The 16,490-nt window shown below is 72.1% G+C and carries 16 protein-coding genes; 7 read left to right on the top strand and 9 right to left on the bottom strand.

The window, feature by feature from the left end; all coding sequences use genetic code 11:
• Positions 1 to 149 precede the first annotated feature (149 nt).
• The 7 genes from AB0389_RS28225 to AB0389_RS28195 all read right to left on the bottom strand — a co-directional run bounded on the left by AB0389_RS28225 (position 150) and on the right by AB0389_RS28195 (position 8,526).
• Entirely contained in the window at positions 150 to 1,868 is a 1,719-nt protein-coding gene (locus AB0389_RS28225; protein ID WP_366398324.1) for an ABC transporter ATP-binding protein, read from the bottom strand.
• The gene (locus AB0389_RS28220) at positions 1,865 to 2,854 is read right to left on the bottom strand and encodes an ABC transporter permease (protein ID WP_366398323.1); all 990 of its coding nucleotides are present in this window, start codon (positions 2,852 to 2,854) and stop codon (positions 1,865 to 1,867) included. Before AB0389_RS28220 ends, AB0389_RS28225 begins: the two co-directional genes overlap by 4 nt.
• Positions 2,851 to 3,903 carry an ABC transporter permease gene (locus tag AB0389_RS28215; protein ID WP_366398322.1) on the bottom strand — a complete coding sequence of 351 codons (1,053 nt, stop codon included), beginning with the start codon at positions 3,901 to 3,903 and terminating at the stop codon, positions 2,851 to 2,853. Before AB0389_RS28215 ends, AB0389_RS28220 begins: the two co-directional genes overlap by 4 nt.
• Positions 3,900 to 5,624 carry an ABC transporter substrate-binding protein gene (locus AB0389_RS28210; RefSeq protein WP_366398321.1) on the bottom strand — a complete coding sequence of 575 codons (1,725 nt, stop codon included), beginning with the start codon at positions 5,622 to 5,624 and terminating at the stop codon, positions 3,900 to 3,902. Before AB0389_RS28210 ends, AB0389_RS28215 begins: the two co-directional genes overlap by 4 nt.
• A gap of 236 nt (positions 5,625 to 5,860) precedes the next feature.
• Positions 5,861 to 5,959, bottom strand: coding sequence for an Ms4533A family Cys-rich leader peptide (locus AB0389_RS28205; RefSeq protein ID WP_366398320.1), 99 nt, complete (start codon positions 5,957 to 5,959; stop codon positions 5,861 to 5,863).
• 93 nt (positions 5,960 to 6,052) lie between these two features.
• Positions 6,053 to 7,519, bottom strand: coding sequence for a DUF3152 domain-containing protein (locus AB0389_RS28200; protein ID WP_366398319.1), 1,467 nt, complete (start codon positions 7,517 to 7,519; stop codon positions 6,053 to 6,055).
• A gap of 8 nt (positions 7,520 to 7,527) precedes the next feature.
• The gene (locus tag AB0389_RS28195; protein WP_366398318.1) at positions 7,528 to 8,526 is read right to left on the bottom strand and encodes an alpha/beta hydrolase; all 999 of its coding nucleotides are present in this window, start codon (positions 8,524 to 8,526) and stop codon (positions 7,528 to 7,530) included.
• 112 nt (positions 8,527 to 8,638) lie between these two features.
• On the opposite strand from AB0389_RS28195, the gene AB0389_RS28190 reads away from it, so the two are divergent.
• The 4 genes from AB0389_RS28190 to AB0389_RS28175 all read left to right on the top strand — a co-directional run bounded on the left by AB0389_RS28190 (position 8,639) and on the right by AB0389_RS28175 (position 10,577).
• Positions 8,639 to 8,860 (top strand): hypothetical protein, encoded by a 222-nt coding sequence (locus tag AB0389_RS28190; protein ID WP_366398317.1) that lies wholly within the window; start codon positions 8,639 to 8,641, stop codon positions 8,858 to 8,860.
• A gap of 204 nt (positions 8,861 to 9,064) precedes the next feature.
• On the top strand, positions 9,065 to 9,706 hold the full coding sequence (locus AB0389_RS28185) for a TetR/AcrR family transcriptional regulator (RefSeq protein WP_366398316.1): 642 nt from the start codon (positions 9,065 to 9,067) through the stop codon (positions 9,704 to 9,706).
• 130 nt (positions 9,707 to 9,836) lie between these two features.
• The gene (locus AB0389_RS28180) at positions 9,837 to 10,064 is read left to right on the top strand and encodes a DUF3107 domain-containing protein (RefSeq protein ID WP_162794024.1); all 228 of its coding nucleotides are present in this window, start codon (positions 9,837 to 9,839) and stop codon (positions 10,062 to 10,064) included.
• 231 nt (positions 10,065 to 10,295) lie between these two features.
• On the top strand, positions 10,296 to 10,577 hold the full coding sequence (locus AB0389_RS28175; protein ID WP_366398315.1) for a hypothetical protein: 282 nt from the start codon (positions 10,296 to 10,298) through the stop codon (positions 10,575 to 10,577).
• Between the two features lie 100 nt (positions 10,578 to 10,677).
• On the opposite strand, the gene AB0389_RS28170 is transcribed toward AB0389_RS28175, so the two are convergent.
• Positions 10,678 to 11,466, bottom strand: a complete 789-nt coding sequence (locus AB0389_RS28170; RefSeq protein WP_366398314.1) for a ferritin-like fold-containing protein — start codon at positions 11,464 to 11,466, stop codon at positions 10,678 to 10,680.
• A 532-nt stretch (positions 11,467 to 11,998) separates the two neighbouring features.
• Between AB0389_RS28170 and AB0389_RS28165 the strand changes: the two genes are divergently transcribed.
• Positions 11,999 to 13,951, top strand: coding sequence for a DEAD/DEAH box helicase (locus tag AB0389_RS28165; protein ID WP_366398313.1), 1,953 nt, complete (start codon positions 11,999 to 12,001; stop codon positions 13,949 to 13,951).
• 165 nt (positions 13,952 to 14,116) lie between these two features.
• A complete protein-coding gene (locus AB0389_RS28160; RefSeq protein ID WP_366398312.1) occupies positions 14,117 to 15,022 on the top strand; it encodes an alpha/beta hydrolase in 906 nt (301 codons plus the stop codon).
• Between the two features lie 173 nt (positions 15,023 to 15,195).
• On the opposite strand, the gene AB0389_RS28155 is transcribed toward AB0389_RS28160, so the two are convergent.
• Entirely contained in the window at positions 15,196 to 16,131 is a 936-nt protein-coding gene (locus tag AB0389_RS28155) for an NYN domain-containing protein (RefSeq protein ID WP_366398311.1), read from the bottom strand.
• A gap of 193 nt (positions 16,132 to 16,324) precedes the next feature.
• Between AB0389_RS28155 and AB0389_RS28150 the strand changes: the two genes are divergently transcribed.
• The gene (locus AB0389_RS28150) at positions 16,325 to 16,477 is read left to right on the top strand and encodes a hypothetical protein (RefSeq protein ID WP_181957505.1); all 153 of its coding nucleotides are present in this window, start codon (positions 16,325 to 16,327) and stop codon (positions 16,475 to 16,477) included.
• Positions 16,478 to 16,490: the final 13 nt, after the last annotated feature.

Genomic DNA, 16,490 nt, shown 5'->3' with positions numbered 1-16,490 from the left:
TCGGCGACTCACAGCGGGACGACCGTAAGCGGACAACCCGGTGGTGTGATGGACGGTTGTCCGTCGCACCACCGGAAGGGGTGAATGCACGTAACTTTCCCGTACCGGTAGCGTTTGGGCGCGCTACACGACGGCACGGATACGGAGCGTCAGGCCACGGCCACTTCTCGGGCGGCCCCCGGTACGGCCCCGGGCAGCGCCCTGCGGGCCTCCCGCCGGGCCGTCGCGGCCACCGGATCGAGCACCGGTACGGCCGCGAGCAGCTGCCGCGTGTACGGGTCGGCGGGCGCTCCGTACACCTCGGCGACCGTGCCCTGTTCGACGATCCGGCCGGCCCGCATCACCGCGACGCGGTCGCTGACCTGGCGCACGACGGCGAGGTCGTGCGCGATGAAGACCAGTGCGAGACCCAGCTCCCGCTGGAGCTCCGCGAGCAGCGCCACGACCTGGGCCTGGGTGGTCACGTCGAGCGCCGAGACGGGCTCGTCGCAGACGATCAGCCGGGGCTCGGCGGCGAGCGCGCGGGCGATGCCGACGCGCTGGCGCTGGCCCCCGCTGAACTCGTGCGGATAGCGGTCGTAGCGGTCGGGATCGAGCCCGACCCGCTCCAGCAGCTCCCGCACGCGCGCGTGGATCGCGTTCTCGTCCAGCACCCCGGCGGCGCGCAGCGGATCGGCGACGGACTCGCCCACCGAGCGGCGCGGGTTGAGCGAGGAGACCGGGTCCTGGAAGACCATCTGGAGCTCGCGGCGGTACGGCCGCAGCTCCTTCTCGGAGGCCGCGCCGATCTCCGTGCCCCGGTACGTCAGCCGGCCGGCGCTCGGGTCGAGCAGCCGTACGAGCATCCGGCCCAGGGTGGTCTTGCCGCTGCCGCTCTCGCCGACGATGCCGAGGGTCTCCCCGGGTGCGACGGTGAGCGACACCCCGTCCACGGCGGCGACGGTGTCCCGCCCGCGCCGGAACTCCCGCCGCAGGTCGACGGCTTCGATCAGTGGTGCGACCGCGGGAGCCTCATCCGGAACGGCCGGTACGGTCCGGGTCAGCGGCGCGTCCACCCGGGGCACCGCCGCCAGCAGCGCGCGCGTGTACGCGTCGCGCGGGGTGGCCAGCACCTCGGCCACAGGACCGCTCTCGACCTCCCGCCCGTGCCGCATCACCAGCACCTCGTCCACGCTCTCCGCCGCGACGCCCACGTCGTGGGTGACCAGCAGCAGCCCCATGCCGGTCTCCTGGCGCAGCTCGTGGAGCAGATCGAGGATCTGGGCCTGCACGGTCACGTCGAGGGCCGTGGTGGGCTCGTCCGCGATCAGCAGGCGCGGTGCGCAGGCCAGCGCCATCGCGATCAGCGCGCGCTGGCGCATCCCGCCGCTGAACTCGTGCGGCCGGGAGCGCGCCCGGCGGGCCGCGTCCGGGATCCCCACCCGGTCGAGCACCTCGACGGCACGCGCGCGTGCCGCCCGCCGGCCCGCGTCCGTGTGGACGCGGTAGACCTCGGCGATCTGGTCGCCGACCGCGTAGTACGGGTCGAGCGACGACAGCGGGTCCTGGAAGACCATCGCGGCCACCGCGCCGCGCAGCGCGCGCAGTTCGCGGTCGGTGGCGCCGCCCACGTCCGTACCGGCCACGCGCACGCTGCCGCCGACCCGCGCGCCGGTGCCCCGGTGCAGTCCGAGCAGGGCGCCCGCGACGGTGCTCTTGCCGCTGCCCGACTCGCCGACGAGGGCGATGGCGCGGCCGGGCGCGAGCGTGAAGGACAGCCCGTCCACGGCCCGTACGGTGTCCTCCGCGCCGCCGGAGCCGGCCGTGAAGTCGACGGTGAGGCCGTCGACCTCGACCAGCCACTCGGCGCGATCCGTCAGCTCTGTCATCGCAGTGCCACCCTTCGGTCGGCCGCCGCGTAGAGCAGGTCGGCCACCACATTCGCCAGCACGACGACCGTGCCCGTCACCAGTACGACGCCCACCACCACCGGAAGATCGACCACCCGCACCGCGTCGACCAGCGTCTTGCCGATCCCCGGGATGCCGAACAGCGTCTCGGTGAGCACCGCCCCGCCCATCACCGTGCCGAAGTCGTTCGCGTTGAGCGCGATCACCGGCGGCAGGGCGCCGCGCAGCGCGTGCCGCCCGACGATCGCCCGCTCTCCGACGCCGTACGCGCGGAAGGTGCGGATATGGTCCTCCGCCAGCGTCTCCAGCGTTGAACTGCGCGTCAACCGCGCGTATTTGGCGCTCTCGAAGAAGCCCAGGGTCAGCCAGGGCAGCAGCATGTTCCACGCCCACTGCTCGGGGTCGTCCGTCAGCGCGACGTACGACGGGAACGGCAGCCACTGCAAGTACGCGCAGACCAGCATCAGGAGCAGCAGCCCGAGGATGAAGACGGGCGTGCCGGTCGCCGCCAGCGTGATCACGGTCAGCACGCGCTCGGTGATCCCGCCCCGGCGCAGCGCCGAGAGCAGCCCGGTGCCGACCCCGACGATCAGCCAGACGGCCATGGCGCCGACGGCGAGCGAGAGGGTGGCCGGGGCGCGGTCCAGGATCAGCTGGGTGACCTGCTGGTCGTTCTTGTACGAGAAGCCCAGGCACGGCGCGTCGCAGTGCAGCAGCGCCGTGCCGGTCGAGTAGTCGCGGCCGACGAAGATGCCCTGGAGGAAGTGGGCGTACTGCGCGAGGACCGGTTCGCCGAGCCCGAGCCGCTCCCGCACCTGGTCGACCTGCGCCGTCGAGCAGCGGTCGCCGCAGGCCAGCCGGGCGGGGTCGCCGGGGGCCAGATAGAAGAGCGCGTAGATCGCCACGGAGAGCACGAGCAGGACGAGCAGCGCGCCGCCGAGCCGTTTGAGCAGGTAGCGCGTCATGAGGCGGTTTCCTCGGGAGCGGAGTTCTTGGCGGTGGTACGTCCCTTACGGGCGGCGCGCGAGAGGCGCGAGGCGCGCGTGCCGACGCGCAGCCGGCTGGCCTCGCGCGGGTCGAGCGCGGTCCGTACGGCGTCGCCCAGCACGGTGAACGCGAACACCGTCACGAACAGCGCGCCCGCGGGCAGCAGGACGTACATCGGGTCGGCCCGGAACCAGGTCTGCGCGTTCGACAGCATCTGTCCCCAGGACGGCGTCGGCGGCTTGACCCCGATGCCGAGGAACGACAGCGACGCCTCGTTCACGATGTTCATCGGGACGAGGATCGCCGCGTACGTGATGACGGGCGCGGCCAGCGACGGCAGCAGTTCGCGCCGCGCGACCCGCAGCCGTCCGGAGCCGCCGAGCCGGGCGGCGGCGACGAAGTCGAGGCTCTTGAGGGTGAGGGTCTGCGCCCGGACGATCCGGGCCGTACCGCCCCAGTTGAGCAGTCCGATGACCAGGATCAGCAGCAGCGGGCGCGGGAAGCTGTCGGAGACGACGGCGGTCAGGGCGATCGCGAGGACGAGCATCGGCAGGGCGACCATCAGATCGGTGACCCGGCTCAGGAAGGAGTCGAGCAGCCGGTTGCCGAGCCCGGCGGCGAGGCCGACCGCGACCCCGATGATCACCTGCACCACGGTCGCGCCGACCGCGACGAGCAGCGAGATCCGGGCGCCGTACAGCAGCCGTACGAACAGATCGCGTCCGGTGCCCGGTTCGACGCCCAGCCAGTGGTCGCCGCTCACCCCGCCGAACGAGCCGATCGGCACCCCGCCGCGCGCGGAGTCGATCAGCGAGTCGTGGTACGTGTTCGGGTCCTGGCCCTCGATCGCGGCGAGCAGCGGCGCGGCCAGCGCCAGCACGGTCAGCAGCACGAGAACGCCCCCGGCCACCAGGGCCGAGGGGCGTCCGCGCAGCCGCCGCCAGACCTGACGCGCGCCCGAGGCGGCGGGGACCGGGGTCCCGGCCGCCGCCCCGGGCGCGTCAAGTGCGGGAGGAGAGGTGGTCACTTGACCGAGACCTGCGAGATGTCGAGGACGCCGGTCCAGTCGCTGATCACGATGTTCTTGACGTCCTTGCCGTACAGCCGCTTGTAGACCGGGTGGAAGAGCGGCACGTCGAGCGCCTTCTCACCGATCTTCTTGTCCAGCGCGCCCCAGCGCTCGGCGGCGGCGGCCGGGTCGGTCAGCTTGTTGATCTCGTCGATCTCCTTGTTGACCGCCGGGTCGTTCAGCTGCGCGTGGTTGAAGTTGGCGCCGTCCTTGACGATCTGCCGGCCGTCGAAGATCGGGGCCAGGAACGGACCGCCGGACGGCCAGTCCGCGCCCCAGCGGGAGAGGAAGAAGCCGGGGCCGCCCTTGTAGGCCCAGCGCGCCTGGTTGAACGCGTTCTGGTCGAGGCCGACGAGCTTGACCGTGATCCCGGCCTGCTTGAGCGCCTCCTGCACGGCGGTGGCGACCTCGGGGCTGGTCTCCCGGTTCTGGACGGTGGAGTGGGTGAGGGAGATCGTCAGCCCCTTGGGGTAGCCGGCCTCCTTGAGCAGCTCCTTGGCCTTGGCCGGGTTGCCGGTCTTCCCGGCCGGGAAGGCGTCGTACGGCGTGTAGCCGAACGCCTTCTGCTCCGGGAGGAAGGTGGTCGCGGGCTCGGCGAGCGCGGAGCCGCCGGCCGCGTTGATGACGCTGGTGCGGTTGATGGCGTACGAGATCGCCTCGCGCACCTTGGCGTTGTCGAACGGCTTGATCTTCGGGTTGAAGGCCAGGTAGTTCGTGTAGCCGAAGTGGCCGGTGCCCACCCGCGCGGCGAGCGCCTTGTCGCCGCTGATCTCGGCGAGTTCGGCGGGCCCGAGGTTGGTGTCGGTGGTGACTGCGGCGGCGTCGGCGCCCGAGCTGGTGGAGAGCCGCTGGTTGATGACCGCCGCGTCGAGACCGGCCTTGACGTCGATCTTGTCCGGGTAGGCGTGGCGCTGGTCGTCGAGCTTCTCCGACCAGTGCGGGTTGCGCTCCAGGACCATGTGCTGGCCGTCGCCCTCGTTCGAGACGACCTTGTACGGGCCGGAGGAGACGGGGTGCTCGGCGTACTTGGCGCCGGTGTCCTTGGCCTTGGGGACCGGCGCGAACTGCGTCTGGGTGGCCACGAAGGGGAAGTCGCCCTCGGGCTTGTTGAGCTTGAAGACGATCGTCTTCGCGTCGGGCGTCTCGATCGAGGCGAGGCCCTTCTTGTCCTTGTACGGGCCTTCGTAGTCGGCGCCGCCGACCAGCCAGTCCCGCAGGTAGGGGGCGCCGCCGGAGAGTTCGGCGGCGAACGAGCGCTCGATACCGTACTTGATGTCGGCGGTGGTGATCGGGGTGCCGTCCTCGAACTTCAGCCCGTCCTTGAGCGTGTACGTCCACTCGGTCGCGTCCTTGTTGGGACGGCCGGTGTCGGTGGCGAGGTCGGGGACGACCTTCGTGCCCTCCGCGCCGTTGGCCCGGTTGCGGGTAGTGAGCGTACGGAAGACCAGCGAGGGGACGTTGCCGCCGCCGGAGGTGTAGAGCCGCGCCGGGTCGAAGGTGCTCTGCGGCTCGGTGTTCAGCACCGAGAGCGTGCCGCCCTTCTGCGGCTTGCCGTCGGACGCGCCGTCCGCCTTCTTGGCAGCGTTGTCATCGGGGCCGCAGGCGGCGGCGCCCGCCGCCACGGCCAGGGTGATGGCTGCCGCGGCCACGCGGCGGTACTTGACGGACGGTTGACGCATCGGAGAGGGCCTCTCGGTGGGCTGCGGCTGCGCGGCAGCGGTCGGGCGGTACGGGGAGGGTCGGGACGGCGTCGCGGGACCGCGCCCGGTGTCCGCGCAGGCGGAAGCGGCCGGGAGAAGGGAGCTGTGATCCGGCGCGCCGCACCCGCGGACGAACGTCAGGAGGGCCCGGGCGGGGAACGGCGTGGCGGCGGAGGAGGGCCGGCCGGTGCGCGCTCGGGCGGGGGTCGCAGGTGTCAGCGACAGAGAATGTCGGCCACGCACAGCGCCGTCACACCGATGAGCGTGAGCTCTATGGCGGCGTGACCGGAGACGGTGGCGTGGGGGGACGACATGTCGAGAAATATGACCGACCAGGCGTTCGATGTCAACGCAGGGTGAGATGGAGATCTCGCCATACGGACATAACTCGGTCGGGGCGGCCCTGGTCACGCCGTGGGGTATACCCAGGGGTTGGGCCGGCATGCGATGCCGTCGATCTCCAGCGTCTTCGTCTGCTGCTGCATGACCGGTGCGAGCGCTCCGGCTGTGCGGCAGCTCTCGTGGTTGTGGCCGAGCCGGTGCCCCACCTCGTGGTTGATCAGCATCTGCCGGTAGGCGTGCATCGCCTTGGGGCCGAAGGTCTTCGCGCCCTGCGCCCAGCGGTAGGCGTTGATCATGACGCGGTCGGTGGCGGCGGAGTCGCAGGAAACGTTGTCGACGGTCGTGTCGAGACCGGACTTGTCGCACCAGACGCCGGTGGTGCCCGGGCTGGCGAGTGTGATCACGAAGTCGGGCTGGCCGCTGGAGATCCGCTCGAAGGTCATGCCGCCGTTGTGGGCCCAACTCCGGTTGTCGTTCAGGGTCTTCTGGACGGCATCGGCGAACAGCTGTCCGTCGAGGCCGAGTCCGTTCTCGATATCGACCCGGTAGCGGATCTTCTTCCCCTTGCCGGGCGCCTTGGCCAGCCCGGGTACGGCGGTGAACTCGCCCGTCGCCGTCAGATTCGGGTCGAGCGCGAACTGCTGGGTCATCAGCGTCGCGTACGTGGCGGCGGGCGGCGCGGCGGCCGGCGCCGTGGGTGACTGCTCGGGTGTCGCCCGGCCCTCGGAGCGGGAGGTGTCGTCGCTCCCCTCCGTACGGTCGAGGCTCCCGGCGGCCCTGGCGCCTGACTTGTCCGAGCCGCCGCCCGTGACCTGTCCGACGACGACGACCGCGAGGACCGTGGTCAGCGCGGCGGCGGCGATCCCGGTGAAGGCGCGTCCCTTGCCGCCCTTGGCCGGTCCTTCCGGTCCCGGGTGGCCGGTGGCGGCGCCGTCGCCGCCCGTACCGCCGCCCGCTCCCGCGGTGTCCGGCTCGCCGGTGAGGACTCCGGGACCGGCGCCTTCACGCGAGACGGTCCTGGCGGCCGGGGCGCCGAACGCCTGGAAGCCGTCGAACGCGTCGATGAACTCGCGCCGGGGCGCGGGTATCACCGGTTCAGGGGCGGGCGCGGGCGCGAAGGCCGGAGCGGGGGCCTGTCCCGGGACCGCAGGAGCCGGCCGCGCCGCCGTACCGGGCGCGGCTCCCCGCACGGCGGTGGTACGGGGGCCGCCGCGCCAGTCGCCGTAACGCTGCCCGGTCGGCGCGGCCGGTGCGGTCGCGGCGGAGGCGGAAGCGGCGGGCGCGCCGCCCCAACCGCCCCCGGACTCACGCTGTTCGGGGTGGCCGCCGCGCACCTGCGGCACGCCGTGCGCGGGGGTGCCGTACAGCGGAGTGCCGTGCGCGGGGGTGCCGTACGCCGGGGTCCCGTGCGCCGGAGTGCCGTACACCGGGCTGCCGTGCGCCGGAGTGCCGTACGCGTCAGCGCCCTCGGCGCCGTCGTATCCGCGCGGGGCGTCCTGGGGTACGGGACCCCTGCGGCTGTGTCGTCCCACGCCCCGGATCAGCTCCTGCCGTCTTCGTCTTCGTTGTCTTCGCGCGCGTGCCGGGATTCGTACTCATGGATGAAGTCCCGGCAGGCCGGCGCGACCTGTCGCGGGTACTCCATCATGGCGACATGTCCCGCGTCCGGAAGAGTGAGGAGCCGGGAATCACGGAAAGCCGCCGACGCCCTTCGGGCCATACGGTACGAAACGAGCTGATCCCGCCCGCCGTAGACGAGCAGGGTGGGCGCGAGCACCCGCTCGGCCCGCCGCCACAAACCGTGTTGACCGCCGAGCGTGTACGCGTTGACGATACCGCGCGCCGAGCCCGCCATCGCCTTCCAGAAATGCGGCAGTTGAAGCCGCCTTTCCAGGTCCGCCACCGCGTCGCGCAGCTCGCTCTCGGTGACCGAGGCGGGGTTCCCGTAGGTGACCGACATCGCGCCCAGGGCCCGCTGTTCCGCCGTCCAGTCCCTGGTCAGCCTGAGGAACAGCGCGGCCAGGCCGGGCACCGCGATCAGCGCGGTGGGCAGCGCCGTGCGCTGCACCCTGATCTCCGGCAGCGCCGGCGAGACCAGGGTCAGGGTCCGCACCAGATCGGGCCGTGCGGCGGCGACCTGGGTCGCCACGGCGCCACCGAGCGAGTTGCCGAACAGATGTACGGGGCCGCGTCCGCCCGCGTCCAGCAGCCGGACGACGGCACGCGCGTGCCCGGCGACGGAGTAGTCGCCGTCGAGCGGCGGCGCCGAGTCACCGAAGCCGGGCAGATCGAGGGCCTCGCCGTCGACCAGGTCACCGAGCAGCGGCATCAGCGCCGACCAGTTGCGCGAGGACCCGCCGAGCCCGTGGACGTACAGCGCGGGCGGCGCCCCGGCCCTGGTCGCGGGCCGCGCCCGCACGTTCAGCGTGAGCCCGGGCAGCTCGACGGAGCGCAGCCGCTCGCCCTCCACGGCCCGCACGGGACTCACCTTCGGCACCACCGCCGCGGCGACGGCGTCCGGCAGTTCGGTCGACGACATGCGGGCAATGTTACGAGACGATCACGCCCCGGTCCGTGTGTTCGCCGTCACAGGCCACATGGCGCCTCGCCCCCGTGGCTCCTAGGCTCGTAGGGGAGAGGAAGGGGGCGTTATGTCGGTCGATCCCACAGACCCCGACACCTTCGAGACGAACGGTGAGGACGGCGAGCTGGACGACGAGGTCCCCGAGGCCGACGCGGCGGAGCAGCAGCGGGAGGTACGGCACCGCGGCGACGAACCGCTGACCCATATCGACCCGGACACGGCGAGCGAGGGGGACGCCGCCGAGCAAGCGCGGGCCGTGGACGGCGACGAGGACGACTACCGCCCGTAGCCGGACAGGTCCGGGGCGGTCCGGGAGGAGGTCCGGGAGGTCCAGGGCCGGTCCCCGGCCGCTCCCCGGTCCCGAGCTTTGGGCTGAGCTTCCGGAAACGGGGGGCTCCATGAAATTCTGCGTCCGCACGGAGCACCGCCCCGTTACCCAAAAGTACGATGGCGGAGCGGCGCATCGCGCGCACGGAACGATTTGGGAGGCGGCGTGACAGCCATAGAGCAGACCGAGGCGGCACGCCCGAGAGGTACCCGCCTGCCGCGCCGCGCCCGACGCAATCAGTTGCTGGGTGCGGCACAGGAAGTTTTCGTCGCGCAGGGTTACCACGCGGCCGCGATGGACGACATCGCCGAGCGGGCCGGTGTCAGCAAGCCGGTCCTGTACCAGCACTTCCCCGGGAAGCTGGAGCTGTATCTGGCGCTGCTCGACCAGCACTGCGAGGCGCTCCTCCAGGCCGTCCGCACGGCGCTCGCGTCCACCACGGACAACAAGCTGCGTGTCGAGGCGTCCATGGACGCGTACTTCGCCTATGTCGAGGACGAGGGGGGCGCGTTCCGGCTGGTCTTCGAGTCGGACCTGACGAACGAGCCGGAGGTGCGCGAGCGCGTCGACCGGGTCGCCCTCCAGTGCGCGGAGGCCATCTCCGAGGTGATCGCCGAGGACACCGGCCTCTCCAGGGAGGAGTCCATGCTGCTGGCCGTGGGCCTCGGCGGGGTCTCCCAGGTGGTGGCCCGCTACTGGCTCTCCAGCTCCTCCACGATCCCCCGCGAGCAGGCCGTCCGGCTGCTCACGTCGCTCGCCTGGCGCGGTATCGCCGGCTTCCCGCTGCACGACGCGGAGGCGCACTGAACGGGCCGGTACCGGCTCTGTTCGCTGCGGGCGTGCCCCGGGGCGTCTTCCCGGTGGTCTCACCGGGCTAATGTGTGCGAAGTACGGCGCGGCTGATCGCGCAACGCAGACCGTTCGGAGGGACATAGCCGTGGAGGTCAAGATCGGCGTGCAGCACACGCCCCGCGAGATCGTTCTGGAGAGCGGGCAGTCCGCCCAGGACGTCGAGCGAGCCGTGGCCGACGCGCTGGCCGGCAAGGCGCAGCTGCTCAGCCTCACGGACGACAAGGGGCGCAAGGTGCTCGTACCGGCCGAGCGGATCGCGTACGTGGAAATCGGTGAGCCTACGGCGCGACGGGTCGGTTTCGGCGCGCTGTAACGCTGTCGTCACCTGAACAGGGCGAAGGCCCGGTGGGATGTCCCGCCGGGCCTTCGTGCTGTCTCCGCCCCGTCTCCGCTGTCTCAGCCCTGTCTCCGCCGTCTCCGCTGGTCCGGCGCGGTCCGGAGGGAGGCCGGAAAGGGTTGCGCTCCGGGTACTCCGGGTAGTGACGTGCTGGGCCGCAAGGTCCGGACCGCAAGTCCACTCCCGGCGTGCGTGAGGTGATCAGCAGTGATCCTGGAAGTCCTCGGATCGGTCCTGCTCGGACTCGGTCTCTCGTGGGCGGCGGTCCACCGGTTCTCCCACCGGCTTCCGGCGCAGCGGACGGTGTACGTCGCGGGGCCGCTCGGCGCGCTCTTCGGCCTCTATCTGACCCATACGGCGCTCGGCCCCGGCCACGCCTACGCGCCCTTCGCGGGCGCCCTGCTGGTGGGAGCGGTGCTGCTCTCACTGCTGATCCGCCCGTCGGGACACCGGATCGGCCGGACCGTGCCGTCCCGGAGCGTCGTGTAGCGGGCGTCGTACACGGGGGACGGCGTGCGGCGGGGATCCCGTGCGGCTTCGGTACGTACGGGTACGGTCCGCGCCGTACCCGTTCTCGTATCCGCGCGGGTCAGGCGGCCAGTCCGAGCGCGGCCATGCGCTTGGTGTGCGCCTCGGTGATCCGGGAGAACATCCGGCCGACCTCCGCGAGGTCGAAGCCGTCGGCCACCCCGCCCACCAGCATCGTGGAGAGCGCGTCCCGGTCTGCCACCACGCGCTGCGCCTGCGAGAGCGCCTCGCCCATCAGCCGGCGCGCCCACAGCGCGAGCCGGCCGCCGACGCGCGGCTCGGCCTCGATCGCGGCGCGTACCTTCTCGACGGCGAAGTTGCCGTGGCCGGTGTCGTCCAGCACGCCCAGCACCAGCGCGCGGGTGTCGCTGTCGAGCCGGGCGGCGACCTCGCGGTAGAAGTCGCTGGCGATCGAGTCGCCGACATACGCCTTGACCAGGCCCTCCAGCCAGTCGGACGGTGCGGTCAGCCGGTGGAAGTCGTCCAGCGCCTTGGCGAACGGCTCCATCGCGCCGGTCGGCTCGGTGTCGATCGCGCGCAGCCGGTCGGTGAGCCGCTCGAAGTGGTGGAACTCGGCGGCGGCCATCTTCGCCAGCGCGGCCTTGTCCCCCAGGGTCGGCGCGAGCTTGGCGTCGTCGGCGAGCCGCTCGAAGGCCGCCAGCTCGCCGTAGGCGAGGACTCCCAGCAGATCCACGACGGCGGCGCGGTACTGCGGCTCGGCCGAGGCCGTGGCCCAGTCCTGGGCGGCGATTCCGGTGGGCTGCTCGGCCGCGTCCTCGGTCGCGTCCTCGACGACGGCGGCGGGCTCGGTGGGCTGGTCGGGCGTGTCGGGCGTCTCCATGAAGCGCACAATAGCCCGCTCCGCGCACCGTGTAAGGGGCTGGTCAGACCCCGCTGTCCCACCGTTCCGACGAATTCGCCCAACACACATGCGCGAATCCGGGGTACAGTGATAATGCGCCTGCCGACTTTTCGGCGGGCCATCGCATGTGTGACAGCATGTGTTTCACAGTGTTAGACAGCTTTCGTACGGAAGTCCTTCCTTCCGTACAGGCCCCAGAGGATGCCCGGTCGGTGGCCCGATCGGCTCCGACCCCGACCGCCCTCCGTGCGGGACCGTGCGCACAGCTGCGCACGACTCGCAGATGAGGGGCCCCCTCAGCGGCACGAGCGCTTGAGCGACGGCAGTGGTCCCACGCCATCCGGCCAATCCATGGCCGGCCAGTACCCAGGCGCGGTACGACCCCCAGCGTTCGCCTCGCGTCGCGTCTCACAGAAGAGGCAGCACCCTGACTACGACTTTCCGAGAACTCGGAATCCTTCCCGAGACCGCCGAGGCGCTTGAAGCCGTCGGCATCCTCTCCCCGTTCCCCATCCAGGAGATGACCCTCCCGGTCGCTCTGTCCGGCAAGGACGTCATCGGCCAGGCCAAGACCGGCACGGGCAAGACGCTCGGCTTCGGCCTGCCGCTGCTCGAACGCGTCACCGTCCCCGCCGACGTCGAGGCCGGCCGCGCCGGGCCCGAGGAGCTCACCAACGCTCCGCAGGCCCTGGTGGTCGTACCGACCCGCGAGCTCTGCCAGCAGGTCACCAACGACCTGCTGACGGCTGGCAAGGTGCGCAACGTACGCGTGCTCGCCATCTACGGCGGCCGGGCCTACGAGCCGCAGGTCGAGGCGCTCAAGAAGGGCGTCGACGTGATCGTCGGCACCCCGGGCCGGCTGCTCGACCTGGCGGGCCAGAAGAAGCTCGACCTGTCGCATGTGCGCGGGCTCGTGCTCGACGAGGCCGACGAGATGCTCGACCTGGGCTTCCTGCCCGATGTCGAGCGGATCATCCAGCTGCTGCCGCCCAAGCGCCAGACGATGCTGTTCTCCGCGACCATGCCGGGCGCGGTCATCGGCCTCGCCCGCCGCTACATGTCGCAGCCCACGCACATCAGCGCCACCTCGCCCGACGACGAGGGCGCGACCGTCGCGAACACCACGCAGCGGATCTACCGGGCGCACTCGATGGACAAGCCCGAGCTGGTCGCGCGCATCCTCCAGGCCGAGGGCCGCGGACTCGCGATGATCTTCTGCCGTACGAAGCGGACGGCCGCCGACATCGCCGACCAGCTCGCCCAGCGCGGCTTCGCCTCCGGCGCGGTCCACGGCGACCTGGGCCAGGGCGCCCGCGAGCAGGCGCTGCGCGCCTTCCGCAACGGCAAGGTGGACGTGCTGGTCTGCACGGACGTCGCCGCGCGCGGTATCGACGTCGAAGGTGTGACGCACGTCATCAACTACCAGTCGCCCGAGGAGGAGAAGACCTACCTCCACCGCATCGGCCGTACTGGCCGGGCCGGCGCGTCCGGTACGGCGGTCACGCTGGTCGACTGGGACGACATCCCGCGCTGGCAGCTGATCAACAAGGCGCTGGACCTCGGCTTCCCCGACCCGCCGGAGACGTACTCCACGTCCCCGCACCTCTTCGAGGAGCTGAACATCCCGGCCGGCACCAAGGGCGTCCTGCCGCGTGCCGAGCGCACACGCGCGGGGCTGTCGGCGGAGCAGGTCGAGGACCTCGGCGAGACGGGCGGGCGCGGTCGCAGGTCCGCCGCCGCGGCGCCCGCTCCGGCGGTACGCGAGGAGCGCCCGCCGCGCACCCCGCGCCAGCGGCGCCGTACGCGTGGCGGAAGCAACGCGCCGGACGCGGCACCCGCGTCCGCAGCGTCCGTGCCGTCGGTGGCGTCCCTGCCGCCGCTGGCACCCCGCGTCGCGGAGCCCGAGCCGCAGTTCCAGACGGCCGTCCCGATGGACATCGCCCCGGAGCGGTCCCCGGCCGAAGCGCGCACCCCGCGCCGCCGCCGGCGCACCCGTGTCGCCGCCGAGCCGGTGGCGGAGGCCGCCGTGGTCGCGCCCGTAACGGCGCCCGCGGTGACTCCCGTCGTCGCGGAGCCGGAGGCCGAGGCGGCTGCCAAGCCGCGTCGCCGCCGGACGCGGGCCGTGAAGCCCGTGGCCGAGACCGAGACCGGGACGGTGGCCGAGAGCGTCGAGACGGCCGCCGTCGTCGAGGCACCGGTGACCCCGGTGGCGGAGACCCCGGGGGCCCCGGCCGCCGAGACCAAGCCCCGCCGCCGTACCCGGGTCACCAAGCCCAAGGCCGAAGCGGTCGAGGCGGCCGAGCCGGTGGAGACCGCCGAGGCGCCCGTCGCCGAGGCCAAGCCCCGCCGCCGCACCCGCGTCGCGAAGCCGAAGGCCGAGACGGCTGCCCCCCAGGCCGCCGAGGCGGAGGCCGAGGCCGCTCCGGCCCCGCGCCGCCGCACCCGTACGGCCAAGGTCGCGTCCGAGGACTGACCGACGGCACGACCCGCACGACCCCGCACCACCAGCCCGAACACGCCCGATGGCCCGCCACCCCCGTTACAACGGGGTGCCGGGCCATCGGCGTACGTACGGCCCGGGTCCCCCGGGCACCGGCCCCGGACGCGCGGCCGTCATGTACGCGGATAGCCTCGTCGCATGAGCAGGCCGCCCACCTTCACCCCGCCCCCCTGCGCCACCGCGCACACGCTCCCGACCCGCCGCGGCCGGTTCGCCGTCCTCGATGGCCGGCCCTCCGGCGAGCCGCTGGGGACCGTACTGCTGCTGCCCGGGTTCACCGGGAGCAAGGAGGACTTCATCGCGCTGCTCGAACCGCTCGCGAAAGCGGGCTACCGAGCCGTCGCGGTGGATGGCCGCGGACAGTACGAGACAGCCGGTCCTGACACCGAAGAGGCTTACGCCCAGGGCGAGTTGGCCGCCGACGTACTGGCGCAGGCCGAGGCGGTCGGGGGCCCGGTGCACCTTCTCGGGCACTCGCTGGGCGGGCAGATCGCCCGCGCCGCCGTCCTGCTCGACCGGAGCCCGTTCACCACGCTGACGCTGATGTCCTCGGGGCCCGCGCGGGTCTCGCACTCCCAGCGGGAGCGGCTGGCGCTGCTGCGCGACGCGCTCGCCGGCGGCATGACCATGGAGCAGGTCTGGGAGGCCATGCGCGCGATGGATCCTCCGGAGGAGACGCCCGTCGACGGCGACGAGCTGCGCACGCGCTGGCTGCGCACCCGGCCGGCCCAGCTGATCGTGACCGGCCGGCAGCTGAGCGAGGAGCCCGACCGGGTGGCCGAGCTGGCCGCCGTGCGGCGGCTGCCGCTGCACGTGATCTCCGGCGAGCACGACGACACCTGGCCCGTGGAGCAGTTCGACGCGATGGCCGAGCGGCTCGGGGCGCGCCGGACTCGGATCGCGGGCGCGCGGCACTCCCCCAACACCGACCGCCCGCAGGAGACGGCCGCCGCGCTGACGGAGTTCTGGGACGACCCGCACGGGGACTGGAGCGAGAGCCACAACGGCGACACCGCGGGCCGGAACGGCGACAGCGAGGGCTAGGGCGTGTTTAGAAAGTCCCGCCTGCCTGGCGACGCCTGGCACGCACGCTCGCCGCGTTGTCGGGATCACCCCAGTACGTCCAGTACTGGGGCGACCCTCCGCCTTGCGATCGCACGCACCAGACGCCGCCAGGCCCGCCCTACGGGCGGACGGCGCTACTTTCTAAACACGCCCTAGAACTGGGACTGCACGTGCTGCCAGAAGCCGTCCCGCAGCGCCCGGCGCAGCACCGCGTGGCCCCGCAGGGACCGCTGGAGGAGCTTCTCCGCCTCGATCAGCAGATCCTGGTCCACCGGGCCCGGCAGATACGGGTGGCCCGGCAGCAGCTCCGCCACGGCCTCGCGGCCCCGCTCCACCAGCCAGGTCGCGGCGATCTGCGCGCCGATGAAGCGGACCTGGTCGCGGGAGGGCGGCGGGTCGCCCTCGTGCTCGTACGTGGTGACGGGGCGCCGGGTGACGTACGGCTTGCAGAACTCCAGGTCGAAGGTGCGCTGGCTGTCGACCTCCCACAGCAGCGGTTCCGCCTGGTTGCGCCCCTCGCCCGCCTCGATGCCCCAGAGGTGCACCCGGGCGCCGTACCCCTGCGCGGCCTCGACGGCGGACACCAGGTCCTCGTCGCCGCCGACGAGCGCCGCGTCGCTGATGGCGCGGTGCCGGGCGAGCGACTCCAGATCCGTGCGGATCAGGGAGTCGACGCCCTTCTGCTGGTTGTTGGCGTTGAGGTTGCCGAGCCTGACCTTCACGTCCGGCAGCTCGGCGATGGACTGCTGCTCGGAGGTGTGGATCCGGCGTCTGGCGCCGTCGTACCAGTAGACGCGGAGCAGTCTGCTGTCGGCGAAGATGATCCGGGCCTTGTCGATGAATGCCTCGATCAGGCCTTCGGCGTCCAGGTCGAAGGAGCGCCGGTCCTCGGTGCCCGCTACCAGCAACCCGGCCGCAGCATAGACGTAACCGGCGTCGACGAAGATGGCATGCGTGGACGGGGTCTTGGCGACCTCGGCGAGCATGCGCTGAAGCAGCTCGTTGGTGCGCTCCAGCCGCGCGGCGATCTCGGTGATGTCCCGGATGTCGTCCGGGGTGTCCTGTGGGTGGATCTCTGCCTCGTTCATACGCCGTCCATTCTCCGTGGACGACACCCGTCGCACACCCGGATCCGCCAGTAGTTAGCCATCCGAAACTTTTCCTTAGCGTAGGGAATGTTTGCAGAGGGCAACCCGTTGCACACCTATGTAGGCAACGACGGAATCCTCCGTCACCCGTCCATCAGTTCTCCAGCAGGAGGATCAGACGAAGGGAGAAGCCTTGCGCTTCGAAATCATGCGCCTCGATGACGTCGACGGATCAGCCGTGGACAGCACCGTCGTGGACGCCGCCTCCGTCAACCGGATCGTGCAGCAGGCCGCCGCGATGGGCCAGCGCATCTATATCCGCCCGGCCGAATCCCCGGCCTCGTAACACCGTACTCGGC

Source organism: Streptomyces sp. NPDC093109 (assembly GCF_040701725.1).
Lineage (GTDB): Bacteria > Actinomycetota > Actinomycetes > Streptomycetales > Streptomycetaceae > Streptomyces.
The sequence above is the reverse complement of the archived record's forward strand: the minus strand, read 5'-3'. Positions and strand labels throughout refer to the sequence as shown.